Source organism: Pseudoflavonifractor gallinarum, from assembly GCF_014982855.1.
Classification (GTDB): domain Bacteria; phylum Bacillota; class Clostridia; order Oscillospirales; family Oscillospiraceae; genus Pseudoflavonifractor_A; species Pseudoflavonifractor_A gallinarum.
The window spans coordinates 234,884-253,194 of sequence record NZ_JADCKF010000003.1 but is presented as its reverse complement, the minus strand read 5'-3'; the positions used below and the strand labels follow the sequence as shown (position 1 = coordinate 253,194).

The 18,311-nt window shown below is 62.6% G+C and carries 19 protein-coding genes; all 19 read left to right on the top strand.

Translation table 11 applies throughout. From position 1 onward, the window contains the following. Positions 1 to 173: 173 nt before the first annotated feature. The 19 genes from ylqF to INF37_RS04980 all read left to right on the top strand — a co-directional run bounded on the left by ylqF (position 174) and on the right by INF37_RS04980 (position 18,226). Positions 174 to 1,067: a ribosome biogenesis GTPase YlqF gene (ylqF, locus tag INF37_RS05070; RefSeq protein WP_101693154.1), complete on the top strand. Its 894-nt coding sequence runs from the start codon at positions 174 to 176 to the stop codon at positions 1,065 to 1,067. Then, positions 1,054 to 1,668, top strand: a complete 615-nt coding sequence (locus tag INF37_RS05065) for a ribonuclease HII (RefSeq protein ID WP_101693153.1) — start codon at positions 1,054 to 1,056, stop codon at positions 1,666 to 1,668. The genes ylqF and INF37_RS05065 overlap by 14 nt, the downstream gene beginning before the upstream one ends. Then, positions 1,665 to 2,027: a YraN family protein gene (locus INF37_RS05060; RefSeq protein WP_193536809.1), complete on the top strand. Its 363-nt coding sequence runs from the start codon at positions 1,665 to 1,667 to the stop codon at positions 2,025 to 2,027. Before INF37_RS05065 ends, INF37_RS05060 begins: the two co-directional genes overlap by 4 nt. Before the next feature lie 34 nt (positions 2,028 to 2,061). Continuing rightward, positions 2,062 to 3,000, top strand: a complete 939-nt coding sequence (locus INF37_RS05055) for a dipeptidase (RefSeq protein WP_193536807.1) — start codon at positions 2,062 to 2,064, stop codon at positions 2,998 to 3,000. Further along, positions 2,988 to 4,475 (top strand): threonine synthase, encoded by a 1,488-nt coding sequence (thrC, locus tag INF37_RS05050; RefSeq protein ID WP_193536805.1) that lies wholly within the window; start codon positions 2,988 to 2,990, stop codon positions 4,473 to 4,475. Before INF37_RS05055 ends, thrC begins: the two co-directional genes overlap by 13 nt. 33 nt (positions 4,476 to 4,508) lie before the next feature. Continuing rightward, entirely contained in the window at positions 4,509 to 5,195 is a 687-nt protein-coding gene (locus tag INF37_RS05045) for a metallophosphoesterase (protein WP_101693986.1), read from the top strand. Between the two features lie 147 nt (positions 5,196 to 5,342). Further along, a complete protein-coding gene (tig, locus tag INF37_RS05040) occupies positions 5,343 to 6,746 on the top strand; it encodes a trigger factor (protein ID WP_101693149.1) in 1,404 nt (467 codons plus the stop codon). 165 nt (positions 6,747 to 6,911) lie between these two features. Next, entirely contained in the window at positions 6,912 to 7,499 is a 588-nt protein-coding gene (gene clpP, locus INF37_RS05035; RefSeq protein ID WP_186963808.1) for an ATP-dependent Clp endopeptidase proteolytic subunit ClpP, read from the top strand. Positions 7,500 to 7,583: 84 nt separating this feature from the next. Further along, positions 7,584 to 8,906: an ATP-dependent Clp protease ATP-binding subunit ClpX gene (gene clpX, locus INF37_RS05030; RefSeq protein WP_186963809.1), complete on the top strand. Its 1,323-nt coding sequence runs from the start codon at positions 7,584 to 7,586 to the stop codon at positions 8,904 to 8,906. A gap of 79 nt (positions 8,907 to 8,985) precedes the next feature. Further along, positions 8,986 to 11,403 (top strand): endopeptidase La, encoded by a 2,418-nt coding sequence (gene lon, locus INF37_RS05025; protein ID WP_193536803.1) that lies wholly within the window; start codon positions 8,986 to 8,988, stop codon positions 11,401 to 11,403. Between the two features lie 57 nt (positions 11,404 to 11,460). Beyond that, positions 11,461 to 12,057 (top strand): ribosome biogenesis GTP-binding protein YihA/YsxC, encoded by a 597-nt coding sequence (gene yihA, locus INF37_RS05020; protein WP_101693145.1) that lies wholly within the window; start codon positions 11,461 to 11,463, stop codon positions 12,055 to 12,057. Next, a complete protein-coding gene (locus INF37_RS05015) occupies positions 12,058 to 12,810 on the top strand; it encodes a fumarylacetoacetate hydrolase family protein (protein WP_101693144.1) in 753 nt (250 codons plus the stop codon). It abuts the gene before it with no gap. A gap of 195 nt (positions 12,811 to 13,005) precedes the next feature. Next, positions 13,006 to 13,695 (top strand): site-2 protease family protein, encoded by a 690-nt coding sequence (locus tag INF37_RS05010; RefSeq protein WP_328821031.1) that lies wholly within the window; start codon positions 13,006 to 13,008, stop codon positions 13,693 to 13,695. A 12-nt stretch (positions 13,696 to 13,707) separates the two neighbouring features. Next, positions 13,708 to 14,508, top strand: a complete 801-nt coding sequence (locus INF37_RS05005; protein ID WP_328821030.1) for a segregation and condensation protein A — start codon at positions 13,708 to 13,710, stop codon at positions 14,506 to 14,508. A gap of 15 nt (positions 14,509 to 14,523) precedes the next feature. After that, positions 14,524 to 15,123 carry an SMC-Scp complex subunit ScpB gene (scpB, locus tag INF37_RS05000; protein WP_193536801.1) on the top strand — a complete coding sequence of 200 codons (600 nt, stop codon included), beginning with the start codon at positions 14,524 to 14,526 and terminating at the stop codon, positions 15,121 to 15,123. Beyond that, entirely contained in the window at positions 15,120 to 15,779 is a 660-nt protein-coding gene (locus INF37_RS04995; protein WP_193536799.1) for a DUF2953 domain-containing protein, read from the top strand. The genes scpB and INF37_RS04995 overlap by 4 nt, the downstream gene beginning before the upstream one ends. Beyond that, on the top strand, positions 15,769 to 16,176 hold the full coding sequence (gene ytfJ, locus INF37_RS04990) for a GerW family sporulation protein (RefSeq protein ID WP_193536797.1): 408 nt from the start codon (positions 15,769 to 15,771) through the stop codon (positions 16,174 to 16,176). Before INF37_RS04995 ends, ytfJ begins: the two co-directional genes overlap by 11 nt. Positions 16,177 to 16,255: 79 nt before the next feature. Then, complete coding sequence (locus INF37_RS04985) at positions 16,256 to 17,413, top strand: D-alanyl-D-alanine carboxypeptidase family protein (RefSeq protein ID WP_193536795.1); 1,158 nt, start codon at positions 16,256 to 16,258, stop codon at positions 17,411 to 17,413. A gap of 87 nt (positions 17,414 to 17,500) precedes the next feature. After that, on the top strand, positions 17,501 to 18,226 hold the full coding sequence (locus INF37_RS04980; RefSeq protein ID WP_193536793.1) for a pseudouridine synthase: 726 nt from the start codon (positions 17,501 to 17,503) through the stop codon (positions 18,224 to 18,226). Positions 18,227 to 18,311: the final 85 nt, after the last annotated feature.

Sequence of the window (18,311 nt, the reverse complement as noted above, 5' to 3'; positions counted from 1 at the left end):
AATTGGGAAAACAGGACGGGAAACCGTCCTGTTTTTTCGTTTTTCGTGAAAATTTGCCGGTCCTGTCGAAGGGTTCAAAATGGATTTCTGAAATAAAAGTCTTTTTTTCTGACGCTATCTTGTGTATAATGATAGAATCGTGATTATGCAAATATACAAAGGGGCTGAACGCCATGAACATACAGTGGTATCCGGGTCATATGACGAAAACGCGGCGTATGATCGCGGAACATCTGAAATATGTGGATCTGGTGGCCGAGGTGGTGGACGCCCGCATTCCAGTCTCCAGCCGCAACCCGGACATTGACGAGCTGGTGGGGAGCAAGCCGCGCATCATCATCCTCAACCGGGCCGACCAGGCCGACCCCGCCCAGAACCGGGCCTGGGGGGATTGGTTCCGTGCCCAGGGCTTCACCGTGCTGGAGACCAGCGCCAAGGACGGGAAGGGCGTCAATCAGTTTTCCGCCGCCGCCCGCGCTGCGCTGAAGGACAAGCTGGAGCAGTGGAAGGCCAAGGGGCAGGTGGGGCGTCCCATCCGCGCTATGATCGTTGGGGTGCCCAACGTGGGCAAGTCCACCTTCATCAACCAGGTGGCCAAGCGCAAATCGGCCAAGGCGGGGGACCGGCCCGGCGTCACCCGGGGCAAGCAGTGGGTGTCGGTGGACGCCTCTCTGGATCTGCTGGACACGCCCGGCATCCTCTGGCCCAAGTTTGAGGACCAGTCCATCGGGCTGAATCTGGCCTTTACCGGCGCAGTGAAGGATGAGATCATGGATGTGGAGACTCTGGCCTGCCATTTCATGGACCTGCTCAACCGCCGCTATCCGGAGGCACTGGGACGGTATAAGATCGAGGCCGATCCCGAAGCCCAGGGGTGGGAGCTGCTGGAGCGGGCCGCCCGCAAGCGGGGCTTCCTCATCTCCGGCGGAGAGCCGGACACGGAGCGGATGTCCAAGATCCTGCTGGACGAGTACCGGGGCGGTAAGCTGGGGCGTTTTACCCTGGAGACGCCGGAGGATGTCCGGCGGGAGGAGACCGAAACGGAGGCGCCCCGTGGAGAAGATTGATTTCTGGCAGTATGAGCGGGAGGCGTGGGCGGAAGGCTATGCCGCGGTGTGCGGCTGCGACGAGGCCGGCGCGGGACCGCTGGCCGGTCCGGTCTACGCTGCGGCGGTGATCCTGCCTCCGGGCGTGGAGCTGGACGGGCTCAACGACTCCAAAAAGCTCACGCCGAAAAAGCGGGACATCCTCTTTGATGCGATCCGGGAGCAGGCATCGGCCTGGGCGGTGGCCTGGGTGGATGCCTCGGAGATCGACGAGACCGATATTCTGAGCGCCCGGATGAAGGCCATGCAGATGGCCATTGACCGCCTGGACAGGGCGGCGGACTTTGCCCTCATCGACGGCAACCGGGACAAGGGGAAGAGCGCCGCCATCACCACCCCCCATCGGACCATCGTCCAGGGGGACGGACACAGCGCCAGCATCGCCGCGGCCTCCATTCTGGCCAAGGTCAGCCGGGACCGCTGGATGGAAGAGGCGGCCAAGACCTATCCCCAGTATGAGTTTGAGCGCCACAAGGGGTACGGCACCAAGCGGCACTATGAGCTGCTGCGGCTGTATGGCCCCAGTCCCATCCACCGCCGGACCTTCCTGAAGCGCCTGTGAGCGGCAGAAGGGCAGCGGAGCGGGGGCGTTGGGGCGAGGAACAGGTGGAGCGGGAGCTGCAGCGGCGCGGATATACCATCCGGGCGCGGCGCTACCGCAGCCGGTATGGGGAGATCGATCTCATCGCGGAGAACGAGGCCTTCCTGGCCTTTGTGGAGGTCAAGTTCCGAAGCTCTTGTGCATATGGCTCCGGTCTGGAGGCGGTGGACGCGCGCAAGCAGTGCCGCCTGCGCCAGACGGCGGAGCTCTACCTGAGCGCCAATCCCACCGAAAAGCAGCCCCGCTTTGATGTGGCGGAGGTTTGCCCGGCGGAGGAAGCGGGCAGGGTGACCATTACATACATCGAAAATGCGTTTTAAGCGGGGGAACCGCTGAGAGAAGGAGGTAAGCAGAATGGATCTGTTTGACGGACACTGCGATACCATGACCCGGTGCTACCGTTACGGATACGGCGTTCGGGAGAATTTTGGGAATCAGGACCTGAAGCGGGCGGAGTATATCGGGAAGTGGGGACAGTTTTTTGCCCTCTTTGCCGATGAAGTCCTCAAGCCGGGGGTCACCCGACGGGACGTGTTCCGGGCCGAGTACGCCATTTTCCAGCGGGAGATGGAGCTCAATCAGGATGTGATCGTCCAGTGCCGGACCGGGGAAGAGGCCAAGGCGGCATTTGCCGCGGGCAAGCGGGCGGCCTTCCTCTCCATCGAGGGGGCGGATCTCATCGACTGCACCCTGGAGGGCCTCCAGGAGGCCTGGGAGATGGGCGTGCGGGCCATCAACCCCGTGTGGAATGCGGCCAACATCCTGTGCGGCACCACCGAGGACGAGACCGACAAGGGGCTCACCCCTGAGGGCAAGGCCTTTGTCAAGCGGATGACCGAGCTGCACATGCTGGTGGATGTGTCCCACATGTCCGATCCGGGCTTCTGGGATGTGGCCGAGATCGTGGAGGGGCCCTTCATGGCCAGCCATTCCTGCGCCCGCGCCCTGTGCGACCAGCCCCGCAACCTCACCGACGACATGTTCCGGGAGATCATGCGGCACAACGGCGTAGCCGGAATCAATATGTACCGCACCTTCCTGGGCGAGCCCACCACCGTGGATACCGTGGTGGAGCACATCGAGCATTTCCTCTCTCTGGGTGGCGAGAAGAACATCTGCATGGGCGGAGATCTGGACGGCTGCTATGACGAGATGCCCGACGGGATCGACGGCATCCAGGACATGGGCAAGATCTATGACCGGATGCTTCAGCGCAACTATAAAGAAGAACTGGTACATGCCATCTTCTTTGACAATATGATGAGGGTCGTGAACGAAGTATGTACTATGTAAGCACACGAAACAAAGGAATGAAAAAGCTGGCCGCGGAGGCCATTGCCCAGGGCCTGTCCCGGGACGGAGGCCTCTTCACCCCGGAGGTCTTCCCCAAGCTCTCGCCCAACGCGCTGGAGACCATGCGGGAGATGTCCTACCAGCAGCGGGCCGTCTATGTGATGAAGCCCTTCCTGGACGACTTCACCGTCTCGGAGCTGACGGCCTATGCCAAGCGGGCCTATGGGGACAATAAGTTCGACGTCAAGGAGGTCGCCCCGGTCCGGCAGGTGGACGACACCACCTACTGCCTGGAGCTGTGGCACGGCCCCACCTGCGCCTTCAAGGACATGGCGCTTCAGATGCTGCCCCACCTGCTCACCGGCTCTCTGAGCAAGAACTCGGAGGACAAGACGGCCTGCATCCTGGTGGCCACCTCGGGCGACACCGGAAAGGCCGCGCTGGAGGGCTTCCGGGATGTGGACAAGACCCGCATCCTGGTGTTCTATCCTAAGGACGGCGTGTCCGACATCCAGGAGCTCCAGATGCTCACCCAGCAGGGAGAGAACGTGGGGATCTGCGCGGTGGAGGGCAACTTTGACGATGCCCAGAGCGGCGTCAAGCGCCTCTTCTCCGATGAGAAGTTGCGGGATGTCCTGGCGGAGCGGGGCTATTTCTTCTCCTCGGCCAACTCCATCAACTGGGGCCGGGTCCTGCCTCAGATCGTCTACTATGTGTCGGCCTACTGCGACCTGCTGCGGGACGAGAAGATCCAGCGGGGGGAGAAGGTCAACGTCTGCGTGCCCACCGGCAACTTCGGCGACATCCTGGCCGCCTACTACGCCCGGGAGATGGGCGTGCCCATCGGCAAGCTGATCTGCGCCTCCAACCAGAACAAGGTGCTCACCGACTTCATCCGCACCGGTATCTATGACCGGAACCGGACCTTCTACAATACCATCTCGCCCTCCATGGACATCCTGATCTCCTCCAATCTGGAGCGGATGATCTTTGAGTTTGCCGAGCGCAGCGACGGGGAAGTGCGCAGCTATATGACCCAGCTGGCCAACCAGGGCCGCTACGAGGTCAGTGACTCGGTCCGCGCCCGGTTCCAGCAGAATTTCGCGGCCGGGTTCTGCGATGACACCCAGACCAAGGAGACCATCGCCAAGCTGTGGAATGAGAACCACTACCTGGTGGATCCCCACAGCGCCGTGGCCTTCCACGTGCTGGAGGAGTACCGCCGTGAGAGCGGGGATGAGACCCCCACCATCGTGGTCTCCACCGCCAGCCCCTTCAAGTTCTGCGCCGATGTGCTGGACGCCCTGGGGGAGAAGGAGATCGCCCAGGGTACCGCGGTCATCGACCAGCTGACCGAGAAGACGGGCGTTCCGGCCCCTGCGCCTCTGGCTGCCCTGAAGCACTTCAAGCCCCGGGACGCCAAGGTCACGGCCAAGGAGGCCATGGAGACGGCGGTACTGGATTTTCTGAAATAATGCGCCACGGAGCGCTGGAAGGTTGGTGTGCGCGTGGCGCTGTATGCACTGGGAGACACCCATCTGTCTCTCGCTGTCAATAAGCCCATGGACGTATTCGGCGGTGCGTGGAGCGGCTATGTGGAGAAGCTCCGGGAGGGGCTGAGCGTTCTGACGAGCCAGGATACCCTGGTCCTGTGCGGCGATATCTCCTGGGGGATGAGTCTGGAGCAGGCGGAGCGGGACTTTGCCTTTCTGGAGTCCTACCCGGGCCGCAAGCTGATCCTCAAGGGCAACCACGACTACTGGTGGAACACCGCCTCAAAGATGGAGCGGTTCTGGGCCGAGCGGGGATTTCAAAGCCTGCACGTCCTTCACAACAACTGCTACGAGTACGGGCCCTATGCCCTGTGCGGGACCCGGGGATGGTTCTATGAGGAGGACGAGGGAGGACACAACGACAAGGTGTTCCGGCGGGAGCTGATCCGCTTGGAGGCCTCCCTAAAGGCGGCCGGAGAGCGGAAAAAGCTGTGTTTTCTGCACTATCCGCCCCGGTATCATGGCTATCTGTGCGCGGAGATCATCGCCCTTCTGGAGCAGTACGGCGTGGAACAGTGCTTCTACGGGCACCTCCACGGCGGGAGCCACCGACTGGCCATTGAGGGGCCCAGCGGGGGCGTGGACTACCATCTGGTGGCGGCGGATTATCTGCAATTTCGCCCCTACCGCATCTGCGACTGAGATCGATTTGGCGTGAGACGGAAATATTTTTGTAAAAAGTCTGGAAATCCATCTGGTTTTCTGGTACAATTACACGGATAATGCAACAAAGGCTACCGGCGGCCGGTTGATCGGGCCGTTCGGAACCGATAGGAGGAAGTAAACAACATGAATGTCAAGAGCGTTGAAAAGCAGGAAAAGAGCATTGTCGAGCTGGTCATCGAGGTGAGCGGCGAGGAGTTTGAGGCCGCCATCGAGAAGGTCTACAAGAAGCAGCGCAGCAAGATCAGCGTGCCCGGCTTCCGGAAGGGCAAGGCCCCCCGTAAGATCATCGAGGGTATGTACGGCTCCGGCGTGTTCTATGAAGATGCCATCAACGAGATCTATCCCGAGGCTTACAGCCAGGCTGTGGAGCAGGAGAAGCTGGACGTCGTGGCCTGGCCCCAGGTCGAGATCCAGGAAGTGGGCAAGGACGGCTTCACCTTCAAGGCGAAGGTCACCGTGCGTCCCGAGGTCAAGCTGGGCGAGTACAAGGGCCTGACCGCTGAGCGGGAAGAGGTCACTGTCACCGACGAGGACCTGGACAACGAGCTCAAGCCCTACATCAACCGCGCCACCCGCGCCGTGACCGTGGAGCGCGAGGCCAAGCTGGGCGACACCGTGGTCATCGACTTCGAGGGCTTCAAGGACGACGTGGCCTTTGAGGGCGGCAAGGCTGAGGGCTTCAGCCTGGAGCTGGGCTCCGGCACCTTCATCCCCGGCTTCGAGGATCAGCTGGTGGGCACCAAGGCCGGCGACGAGAAGGATCTGAACGTGACCTTCCCCGAGGATTATCAGGCCGAGGAGCTGGCCGGCGCCCCCGTGGTGTTCAAGGTCAAGGTCCACGAGGTCAAGGAGAAGCAGCTCCCCACCGTGGACGACGAGTTTGCCAAGGACGTGTCCGAGTTTGAGACCCTGGCCGATCTGAAGAAGGACCTGGGCGACAAGCTGAAGGCCCGCCGTGAGGATGCCGCTCAGCACGCCTTTGAGAACGCCCTGATCGAGCAGGTCGTGGAGAACATGGAGGTCGAGATCCCCGAGGCCATGGTGGACGCCGAGGCCGAGAAGCTGGTCAACAACTATGCCCAGCGCGTGACCTCTCAGGGCATCCCCTTTGACCAGTACCTGGCCATGATGGGCATGACCATGGAGCAGATGAAGGAGCAGGCCAAGGAGAGCGCCCTCAAGCAGGTCCAGAGCGATCTGGCCCTGGGCGCCATCGTGGACGCCGAGAAGATCGAGGTCACCGACGAGGAGGTCGAGGCCGAGATCAAGCGTCTGGCTGAGCAGTACAACATGACCGAGGAGCAGCTCAAGAAGGTCCTGATCGTGGAGGACCTCAAGCGCGATCTGTGCCGTCAGAAGGCCGCTCACGTCGTGTTCGACAGCGCCAAGACCGGCAAGGCTCCCGCCAAGAAGAAGACCACCAAGAAGAAGGCGGACGCGGAGACCGAGGGCGAGGAGAAGCCCAAGCGTACCCGCAAGACCACCAAGAAGGACGAGGAGAAGTCTGAGGAGAAGACCGAGGGCTAATTCGCTCCGTTCGGGACTCAGGAGGCGGCAGGTTCCGCCTCCTGAGCTGCCCCGTTTTTGGTATAATCCGCCAGCGCGCGGGTATACTCTGTGTGTGAGTGCCCGCCGGCCGCGGAGAGGATGGTCGGGCGCGCCCCGACTTGAACAAAAAAGGAGTACCAAAACATGAGTTTAGTTCCCTATGTAGTGGAGCAGACCAACCGTGGCGAGCGGTCGTATGATATTTTTTCCCGTTTGCTGAACGACCGCATCATTTTCCTGGGCGAGGAAGTCAACGCCACAACGGCCAGCCTGGTCGTGGCCCAGATGCTCTATCTGGAGGCCCAGGACCCGGACAAGGATATCCAGTTTTACATCAACAGCCCCGGCGGCTCGGTCACCGACGGCATGGCGATCTACGACACGATGCAGTATGTCAAGTGCGACGTGTCCACCATCTGCATCGGCATGGCCGCCAGCATGGGAGCGTTCCTGCTCTCCTCCGGGGCCAAGGGCAAGCGCTTTGCCCTGCCCAATGCGGAGATCATGATCCACCAGCCTCTCGGCGGCGCCAAGGGGCAGGCTTCGGACATCAAGATCCACGCCGACTGGATCCTGAAGACCCGCGACAAGCTCAACCAGATCCTGGCCCGCAACACGGGCAAGAGTGTGGAGGAGATCGCGCGGGATACCGAGCGGGATAACTTTATGTCTGCCGACGAGGCTCTGGCCTACGGTCTGGTGGACAAAGTGATTACCAACGGAAACAAGTAACGCGGGGGAGCGGGAGATCAAGTCGCCCGCTCCTCTTTCCACATCTTTGAATCGGGCAGAGTTGCCTGTGACTGAGGTAACATTATGGCAAAAAACGACGAACACAAGTCGGTACGCTGTTCCTTCTGCGGCAAGCATCAGGAGCAGGTCAACCGCATTATCGCGGGCCCGGGCGCTTATATCTGCAATGAGTGCGTGCATCTGTGCATGAGTATTCTGGATGACGCCTACGACCCCGAGGAATCCCAGGACGAACAGCTGGACATTCCCGACGTCATTCCCACGCCCCGGGAGATCCGGACGGTCCTGGACCAGTATATCATCGGCCAGGAGGCCGCCAAGGTGGCCCTCTCGGTGGCGGTCTACAACCACTATAAGCGCATCTACTTCGGCGGCGGGGAGGACGTGGAGCTCCAGAAGAGCAACATCCTTCTGATCGGTCCCACCGGCAGCGGCAAGACCCTCTTTGCCCAGACCCTGGCCCGCATCCTGAAGGTGCCCTTCGCCATCGCGGACGCCACCACCCTCACGGAGGCCGGCTATGTGGGCGACGACGTGGAGAACATCCTCCTGCGCCTGGTGCAGGCGGCCGATTTCGACATCGAGCTGGCCGAGCGGGGCATCATCTACGTGGATGAGATCGACAAGATCGCCCGCAAGAGCGAGAACACCTCCATCACCCGGGATGTGTCGGGCGAGGGTGTGCAGCAGGCGCTGCTGAAGATCCTGGAGGGTACGGTGGCCAATGTTCCTCCCCAGGGCGGACGCAAGCACCCCCATCAGGAGTTCATCCAGATCAACACCAAGAACATTCTCTTTATCTGCGGCGGCGCGTTCGACGGTATCGAGAAGATCATCGAGCAGCGGCTGGATAAGAAGAGCATCGGCTTCGGCGCCAAGATCGAGAGCAAGAAGGAGCGGGATACCTCCGCGATCTACAAGGAGATCCAGCCCCACGATCTGCTCAAATTCGGTATCATTCCGGAGTTGGTGGGCCGTCTGCCGGTCATCACGGCGCTCCAGGCCCTGAACAAGGAGCAGCTGGTACAGATCCTGACCGAGCCCAAGAACGCTCTGGTCAAGCAGTATCAGAAGCTGCTGGAGTATGATATGGTGGACCTGGAGTTCCAGCCGGAGGCGCTGGAGGCGGCGGCGGACAAGGCCATTGCCCGCGGCATCGGCGCCCGTGGCCTGCGTGCGGTGCTGGAGGAGGTCATGACCCAGGTCATGTACGACGTGCCGTCCGACCCCACCATCGCAAAGGTGACCATCACCGCCGAGAGTGTGCGGGACCATGTCCCGCCTGCGGTGGAGCATGACCCCGAGCGGACGGAGCGTCCCCGGCTGGGCAGCGCGGAGCTCCGGGCGGAGCAGGGAGGCGCCCCCGCCCACGGAAATGTTTCTTAAACAGACGGACAGCGGGGCGAGGGAGATTCTCTCGCCCCGTTATGCATATTGCTGTCTTCCAGAAAGGAAGTGAATGATCATGAGTGAACAGGAGAAAGAGATTCAGACCGTGACGCTGCCGGCGCTGGCGCTGCGCGGCATGACGGTATTTCCCAATATGATGCTGCACTTTGACGTGGGACGTGAGATCTCCGTCAAGGCGCTGGACGAGTCGATGACCAGCGGAACGCCCATCTTCCTGGTGGCCCAGCGGGACATCGCGGTGGAGTCCCCCAAGGAGAAGGATCTGTGCCGGATCGGCACCATCTGCAATGTCCGGCAGATCCTCCGCCTGCCGGGCGACAACGTCCGTGTCATGGTGGAGGGCGCAGCCCGGGGCCGGATGCACCGGCTGACCCAGCTGACCCCCTATCTGGCCGCCGAGGTGGAGGAGATCGTACCGGAGGAGCCGGTGCGTGGTTCCGCCAAGACCGAGGCCCTGATCCGGCAGACCTATGAGCTCTTCGAGCGCTATGTGGAGCTGGCCCCCAAAATGACCCCCGATCTGCTGCTCAACCTGATCTCCAGCGAGGACCCGGGCTACATCGCCGACTACATCGCACAGAACATCGTCATGCGTACCGGGGACAAGCAGTCCATCCTGGAGGAGCTGCGGCCGGTCCGCCGGCTGGAGAAGCTCTTCCGGCAGCTGCGCCAGGAGCTGGAGGTGCTGGAGCTGGAGCTGGACATGCAGAACCGGGTCCGGGAGGGCATGAACCGCAACCAGAGAGACTACTACCTGCGGGAGCAGCTCAAGGTCATCCAGCAGGAGCTGGGCGAGGGCGAGGCCGGAGGAGACAGCGAGATCGCCGAGTACCGCCAGGCCATCGAGAAGGCAAAGCTGCCGGAAGAGGTGAGCCAGAAGCTCCTGAAAGAGGTCAGCCGGCTGGAAAAGCAGCCCTTTGGCTCGGCAGAGGCCACCGTCCTGCGGAACTATCTGGACGTGTGCCTGGAGCTTCCCTGGAACAAAAAGACCAAGGAGCGGGCCGATGTGGAGGCCGTGCGCAAGGCGCTGGACAATGACCACTACGGCCTGGAGAAGGTCAAGGAGCGCATCCTGGAGTTTGTGGCCGTCAAGCAGCTGGCCCCCGATCTGAAGGGGCAGATCATCTGCCTGGTGGGCCCGCCCGGCGTGGGCAAGACCTCCATCGCCATGTCCATGGCCAAGGCTATGAACCGGAAGCTGGCCCGGATCTCGCTGGGCGGCGTCCACGATGAGGCCGAGATCCGAGGACACCGGAAGACGTACATCGGCGCCATGCCCGGGCGCATCATCGCCGGCATCCGGCAGGCGGGCAGCTCCAATCCGCTGCTGCTGCTGGATGAGATCGACAAGCTGGGCTCCGACCACCGGGGCGACCCGGCCGATGCCCTGCTGGAAGTGCTGGACGGGGAGCAGAACAGCACCTTCCGGGACCATTTCCTGGAGGTGCCCTACGACCTGTCCGACGTCCTCTTCATCACCACGGCCAACACGCTGGACACCATCCCGCGGCCCCTGCTGGACCGGATGGAAGTGATCGAGCTGTCCAGCTACACCGACGAGGAGAAGCTCCAGATCGCCAAGCGACACCTGCTCCCCAAGGAGCTCAAGCGCCATGGACTGAAGAAGAGCCAGCTCAAGCTCACCGACGGCGCCCTGCGGGAGATCATTACCGGCTATACCAAGGAGTCGGGCGTGCGTATCCTGGAGCGGAAGCTGGGTGCTGTGTGCCGAAAGGTCGCAATGCGTGTCGTATCAGACGGTGTAAAGTCTGTTAGCATTACAGGAGACAATGTGGAGGAGTTCCTGGGTATCCGCCGCTATCACCCGGAGCGCCTGCCCAGAACCGAGCAGGTGGGCGTGGTCAACGGCCTGGCCTGGACCAGTGTGGGCGGTGAGCTGCTGGAAGTGGAGGTCAATGTGGTCCCCGGTTCCGGCAAGCTGGAACTGACCGGCAACCTGGGCGACGTGATGAAGGAGTCGGCCCACGCGGCCTATTCCTACATCCGTAGCCGTGCGGACCGCCTGGGCATCGAGGCCGACTTCTACCAGAAGAAGGACATCCATGTCCACTTCCCGGAGGGGGCGGTACCCAAGGACGGCCCCTCGGCGGGCATTGCCATTACCACTGCCATGGTCTCGGCCCTGACCAACACACCGGTGCGGCGGGAGCTGGCTATGACCGGCGAGGTGACGCTGCGGGGCCGGGTGCTGGCCATCGGCGGCCTGAAGGAGAAGACCATGGCCGCTCTGCGCAACGGCATCCGTACGGTGATCCTGCCGGCGGAGAACGAGAAGGATCTGGAGGAGATCGACCAGACCGTGCGCGCCGCGCTGCACTTCCTGCCGGTCGAGCAGGTGGATGCGGTGCTGGCCTACGCCCTGGGGCTGGATGTCACACAGGGGGCCGGGCAGCTGCCGGAGGCCCCGGCGGAGGCGTCCCCGGCCGCGGGTGGAATCTCCATCCATCAGTAAACAGACGGTTCCCCGCCGGAGCGTGCTCCGGCGGGGAACACGAGAAAGGGGCGCGCTATGCCGCTGAATTTGAATAACGCGGAGTTTATCCGCTCGGCCGCAAAGGCGGCTGATTTTCCCCGTGACATGCTGCCCCAGGTGGTATTTGCGGGGCGATCCAATGTAGGGAAGTCCTCGGTGATCAACAAGCTGCTCAACCGCAAGAATTTTGCGCGGGTGGGCTCCGCACCGGGCAAGACCACCCATATCAACTACTTCCTCATCGATAAGAAGCTCTATCTGGTGGACCTGCCCGGCTACGGCTATGCCAAGGTCTCCCAGGCGGAGAAGGCCCGCTGGGGCCGTCTGATCGAGAGCTGGTTTGCCGACCAGACTCTGATGACCCTCGGGGTCCTGATCGTGGACTCCCGCCACAAGCCCACCGCTGACGACTGCGTGATGGCCGACTGGTTCAAGCAGAGCGGCCGCCCCTTCGTGGTGGTGGCAAACAAGCTGGACAAGCTGAAAAAGAGCGAGATCGAGCCCAATCTCCAGCGGGTCCGGGAGACTCTGGAACTGGACGAATCTGTAAAGGTAATTCCCTTTTCGGCTGAGAAGGGAGAAGGGCGGACGGCTCTGCTCGATGCCATTCTGGACCACCAGGAGGGCATGTAAGTGAAGTATGTGCGCATTGACCGCGCCGGGACTCCGGTCTGGGGCGTGCTCCAGGGAGAACTGGTCCGCACGCTGACCGGCGCACCCTATGAGGGCATCTGCTACGATGGAGAGAGCCTTCCGCTGGCGGACTGCCGCCTGCTGGCCCCCTGCGAACCCACCAAGATCGTGTGCATTGGCAAGAACTACTATGATCATGCCATCGAGATGGGGGAGGGCGTGCCGGAGCGGCCCATCCTGTTCCTGAAAGCGCCCAATACCCTCAATCGCCCGGAGGGGCCCCTCCACGCGCCTGATTTTGTGCAGCGCCTGGAATATGAGGGAGAGCTGGCCGTCGTGATCGGCCGCCGCGCAAAGGATGTAAAGGAAGAAGACTTTGCAGATTACATCCTGGGTTACACCTGTCTGAACGACGTGACCGCCCGGGATATCCAAAAGGGCGACGGGCAGTGGACCCGGGGAAAGAGCATGGACGGCTTTGCTCCGGTGGGCCCCATCGTCACGGACGAGGTGGACGGGAGCGACCTGGCCATCCAGACCCGGCTCAACGGCCGGGTCGTGCAGCAGGGCCGGACTGCCCAGTTCATGCACAAGATTCCGGAGCTGCTGGCCTTCATCACGGCCTCCATGACCCTGGAGCCGGGGGATGTGGTGACCACCGGAACCCCGGCCGGCGTGGGTACCATGCACCCGGGCGATGTGGTGGAGGTCGAGATCGAAGGGATCGGAGTCCTGCGCAACCACGTGGTATAACGCTGTGGGAGCACCGTGCTCCGCAGGAAAACGAGGGGGAGTCTGCCCGAAGAGACGGGTGGGCTCCCCCTTTTGGCGGAGCAGAGGGGCCGCCTTGTGTTTTGCAGGGGGATTTGGTATAATGAGGTCTACGGGACGGTCCGTTCTCCCCACCGGGGGGAAGACAGGACCGGATAGCTGCAGGAGGGCGGATTAGTGGTAAGTTTTTCGGATTTCTTTCATCATCTGGACTGGCAGGGAATGCTGTGGATGCTGGTGCAGATCCTGGCCGTGCTCCTGTGTCTCACCGTCCATGAGACCTGCCACGGACTGGCCGCCTATCTGCTGGGGGACCCCACCGCCAAGCGGATGCACCGGCTGTCCTTCAATCCGCTGCGCCACATCGACCCCTTCGGCGCGCTGATGATGCTGGTGGCCGGATTCGGCTGGGCCAAGCCGGTCCCGGTGGACATGCGCTATTTCAAGCACCCCAAGAGCGGCATGGCCCTGACCGCCCTGGCGGGGCCGGTCTCCAACTTTGTATTGGCCTATCTGGCCCTGTGCCTGCGGGCGCTTCTGATCACGGTGGGATACCAGGTCGAGGCGGAGAGTGTGCTCTTGATCTGGGTCATTGATTTTCTGGCTACTGTCGCCATCCTGAGCGTCGGCCTGGGCCTCTTCAATCTGATTCCTGTTCCGCCGCTGGACGGCTCCAAGGTGCTGGGAGCGCTGCTGCCGGATCGGATCTACTATACCATTCTCCGCTATGAGCGGATCGGAATGCTGCTCCTGGTGGTGGTCCTGTGGAGCGGGGCGCTGGACGGGGGCCTGGTGTGGGCCCGCGACGGGGTGCTGGACTGGCTGGCCCGGGCGGCCAGCGCGCCCTTCCGGATGCTGCTGGGTTAGGGGGCGGACGGCGTGGACAGCCCCATTTACCATCTGGAGGGGGTGGTGAAGTCCCGCTCGGAGGAGCGGGAGGACTTTACCGGACCCCTGGACCTGATCCTCCATCTGTTGAGCAAGAACCGCATGGAGATCCGGGATATTCAGATTTCCCTCATTCTGGAGCAATATCTGGAGTGGATGGAGCGCCGGAAAGAGCTGGATCTGGAGATCGCCAGTGAGTTTGTCCAGATGGCGGCCCAGCTCATTTTCATCAAGACCAGAATGCTCCTTTCCATCCAGGACGAGGAGGCCCTGTCCGAGATGGAAGCGCTGATGGCCTCCCTGGAGGAGCACCAGAGCCATGAGAACTATGCCCGCATCAAAGCGGTCCTGCCCCAGCTGGAGCAGGGGTGGAAGGTGGGGCAGGATTACATGACCAAGCCTCCGGAGCGTCTTCCGGAGGATCGGATGTATCATTACTCCCATAAGAAGGAAGAATTATACCGTGCCCTTCTCCCGGTCCTGAGCCGGAGCGAACAGAAGCGGACGCCGCCCATGGCGGCCTTTGAGGGCATTGTGGGGCGGGAGCCCTACCCGGTGGCCGACAAGGCCGGAGAATTGCTGCGCCGTCTTCTGCACAGCGGGGTGACCCATTTTCTCGCCCTGTTCCGGGGAAGCCGGAGCCGTTCGGAGGTGGTGGCCACCTTCCTGGCCGTGCTGGAGCTGTGCAAGGCCCGCCGCCTGCTGCTCACCGGGACGGACCGGCGCTGTACCGTCGCCCCCGTCCTGTCCGCACCCGGGGAAGAAGAAACAAAGGCGCAGCAGGAGCCGTAAACCAAGGAGGTGGCCATGGAACGAAAGGAACTGGAAGCGGCGGTGGAGGCCATCCTCTTTGCCGCCGGAGAGCCGGTGCCGGCGGAGCGGCTCTGTCTGGCTCTGGAGATGAGCCGGGAACAGATCGACGCCCTGTGCGGAGCCCTGGCCGACCGCTACCGGTATGACCGCTGCGGCCTGCGCCTGGTGCAGCTGGGGGAGAGCTATCAGCTCTGCTCGGCGCCCGAGCATGCGCCGGTCATCCGAAAAGCGCTGGAGGGACGGCGGCCGCCCAAGCTGTCCCAGACGGCCCTGGAGGTGCTCTCCATCGTGGCCTATTTTCAGCCCATCACCCGGGCCTATATCGACCAGATCCGGGGGGTGGACAGCGCCTATACGGTCAGCCAGCTGGCCGACCGGGACCTGATCGAGCCCTGCGGACGGCTGGCCGTTCCCGGACGTCCCATTCAGTACCGGACGACCCAGACCTTCCTGCGCTCCTTTGGGCTTTCTACGCTGGAGGATCTGCCCGAGCTGCCCCAGGTCTCCACGGAAGAGGGCCAGGCGGCCCGTGCCCTGCAGGAACGGCTTGCGCTTCTGCGCACGCAGGCGGAGAGCGGGGCGATGGAGGATTGAATGGTCTTTGGATCACCGGGGCGGTCGTGTTGGCCCTTTTCCTCCTGGGACAGCTGCGCCTGGGCGGGGAGGTCCGCTATCATCCCGGAGAGGTGGGGATATGGCTGCGTGTGGGCGGCGTGCCCATTCGTCTCTATCCCCGGAAAAAGAAGAACGAGCCCGACCGGGTTTCGAAAAAAGAACGGAAGGCCCGGCCGAAGAAACCGAAAAAACCGAAGGAGCCCGGGCCGCCCTGGACTGCGGATCGGGTGTTGGATCTGGTAAAGCGGGTGCTGCCCCTCATCGGGGAGGCGGCCGGAAAGCTGCGCCGGCGGATCCGCATCGATGTATTTCATCTGGATGTGCTTCTGGGCGGCGAGGATCCGGGCGATACGGCCATGGCATTTGGACGAGTGAACGCAAGCTGTGGGATAATCCTGCCGGTTTTGGAGCAAAATTTCCGGTGTAAGGACAATCGAGTCCGCACAGCGGTGGACTTTGCGCGGGAGAACACAGAGGTGCGGCTGACGCTGGCCCTGTCCATGACCCTGGGCCAGCTGATCGGGTTTGGCCTCTGGTGTGGGTATGCGGCTTGGAAAGTCTGGAAGGAAACAACGGGCGGTTTGATGTCAAACAAGGGCCCTCAACAGAAAGAGGCGGTAAAGTATGGAAACTAAGATCAGCGATTTCATGGGGCAGACCATGCAGAAGATCAAGGAGATGGTGGATGCCAACACCGTGATCGGCACCCCCATTCAGGCGGATGGCGTGACCATCATCCCTGTTTCCCGTATCAGCGTGGGCTTTGCCTCGGGCGGCAGTGAATTTGCCACCAAGCATCAAAAGCCGGAGGGGGAGAATGCCTTCGGGGGCGGCGGCGGTGCCAGCGTCAAGGTGACGCCGGTCTCCTTCCTGATCCTGAAGGGGGACATGGTCAAGCTCCTGCCGGTGGATCCGCCGGCCTCCAACACCGCCGACCGTGTGGTAGAGCTGGTGCCTGAGCTGGTGGACCGTGTCACCACCTTTATTGACCAGCAGAAGGAGAAGAAGGCGGCCGACCAGGAGACCTTCTAAGAGCCAAGCGGGCACGTATAATGCCCGGACGCGGAGGGCATACTGCCATCATCGATTCAGATGCGAGGTGATGGCAGATATGAAACGGGTCTGGGCGCTGGTATTGTGGCTTGCGGTTTTGGCCGGAGTCTGCCCGGCGGGTGCTGCGACGCCCACACTCTCCGCAAAATCCGCTATTTTGATGGATGCGGAATCGGGGCGGGTCCTCTATGCCTACCAGGCGGAGGAGGAGCGGCCCATTGCCAGCACCACCAAGCTGATGACCGCGCTGGTGGCGCTGGAATCCACGCCGGATCTGGAGACCGTGATCAAAGTGCAGCCGGAGTGGACCACTGCGGGAGGTTCTTCCATGTATCTCCGGGCCGGGGAGGAGCTCACCCTGCGAGAACTGCTCTACGGCCTGATGCTCTCCTCGGGCAACGACGCCGCGCTGGCCGTTGCGGGGGGCTGCGCTGGGGATGTGGAGACCTTTGTGGAGTGGATGAACCGGAGGGCCCGGGATCTGGGCATGGAACATACTCATTTTTCCAACCCAAACGGGCTGGAGGACGAGGGAAACTACTCCACTGCTCGGGATATGGCGCGGCTGGCCCAGGTGTGCCTTGCCAATGAGAAGCTGCGGGAGATCGTCTCCACCAAGACCATCACGGTGGGGGAGCGGAGCCTGGTCAACCACAACAAGCTCCTCTGGCGCTATGAGGGCTGCATCGGCCTGAAAACGGGATATACCGATCTGGCCGGGCGGACGCTGGTGTCCGCGGCCGAGCGGGACGGACAGACGCTCATCGCGGTGACCCTCTTTGACCGCAATGACTGGGAGGACCACGCGGCCCTCTTCGACTATGGATTTGAGACCTATCCGAGACAACTTCTGGCCCGCGCGGGCAAGGAGTTTACCCGTATCCCGGTGGAGGGGAGCCTGAAGCGGTATGTGCCGGTGGTGACCTATGGTGAGGTCTCCTACCCGCTGACCCAGGCCGAGCGGGTCAAGGTCCGCATCGTGCTCCCGGACACGGTGGAGGCGCCGGTAGAGCAGGGGGCCATTGCCGGAGAGCTCTGCTTCTCCCTGGACGGGGAGCCCATTGGAAGCACCTATCTGGTCTATGGCCAGAGCGTAGAGGACGATCGGGCGGGAAGCGGCGGTCTCTTCTCCCGCCTTCAGGATCTGTGGAAGGGGGAGACGGCCTCGGCGCCCATTCCCGAGCCGGAGATCTGGATGGAGCGGGTACTCTTTTAAGGTGTACCCCTCCTGTGGGTCCCGCAGGCAGATGCCTGCGGGACCGTCCTTTGCACAAATGCAACAGAGAACAGGGGATGAGTGAGTTTGGAAGAACGCCTGCAAAAGATCCTGTCCGCCTCCGGAGTGGTATCCCGGCGGGGGGCGGAGGCATACATACAGGCCGGACGGGTGACCGTGAACGGCAGAAAGGCACAGCTGGGGGAGAAGGCCGACCCGGAGCGGGATGACATCCGCGTGGACGGGCGTCCCCTGCGCGCGCCGGAGGAGCGGACCTATCTGATGCTGTACAAGCCCCGGGGATTTGTGACCACCCTGTCGGATGAGAAGGGGCGCAGGACGGTGGCCGATCTGGTCAAGGGGTGCGGGGCCCGGGTCTGGCCGGTGGGCCGGCTGGACCTGGATTCGGAGGGGCTGCTGCTCCTGACGGATGACGGCGCGCTCACCCATCAGCTCCTGCATCCCAGCCATGAGGTGGAAAAAGAGTACCACGTCTGGGTGACGGGGGATGTGGAGCGGGGGATCCCGGTATTACGGGGCCCGCTGGAGCTGGACGGGGTGCCCCTCCATCCGGCCCAGGTGCGGTTCCTCCGCCGGGAAAAGGAGGAGAGTGTGCTCTCCGTGACCATCCACGAGGGGCGCAACCGGCAGGTGCGGCGGATGTGCGCCCTGGCCGGGCTGGAAGTGCGCCGCCTCTGCCGGGTACGGGAGGGAGAGGTGCTCCTGGGCGACCTGCTCCCGGGCCGGTGGAGAAAGCTGACCCCCGGCGAGCTGGATGCGCTGCGCCGCGGCGGAGCGGATTTGCAAGAATGAAGTGAAAACTTGCAGAACGGGTCTTGCAATTCCAGAGACTTCCCGGTATGATTATAGGATAAAAGGAAACGCAGCCCCCGCCTGG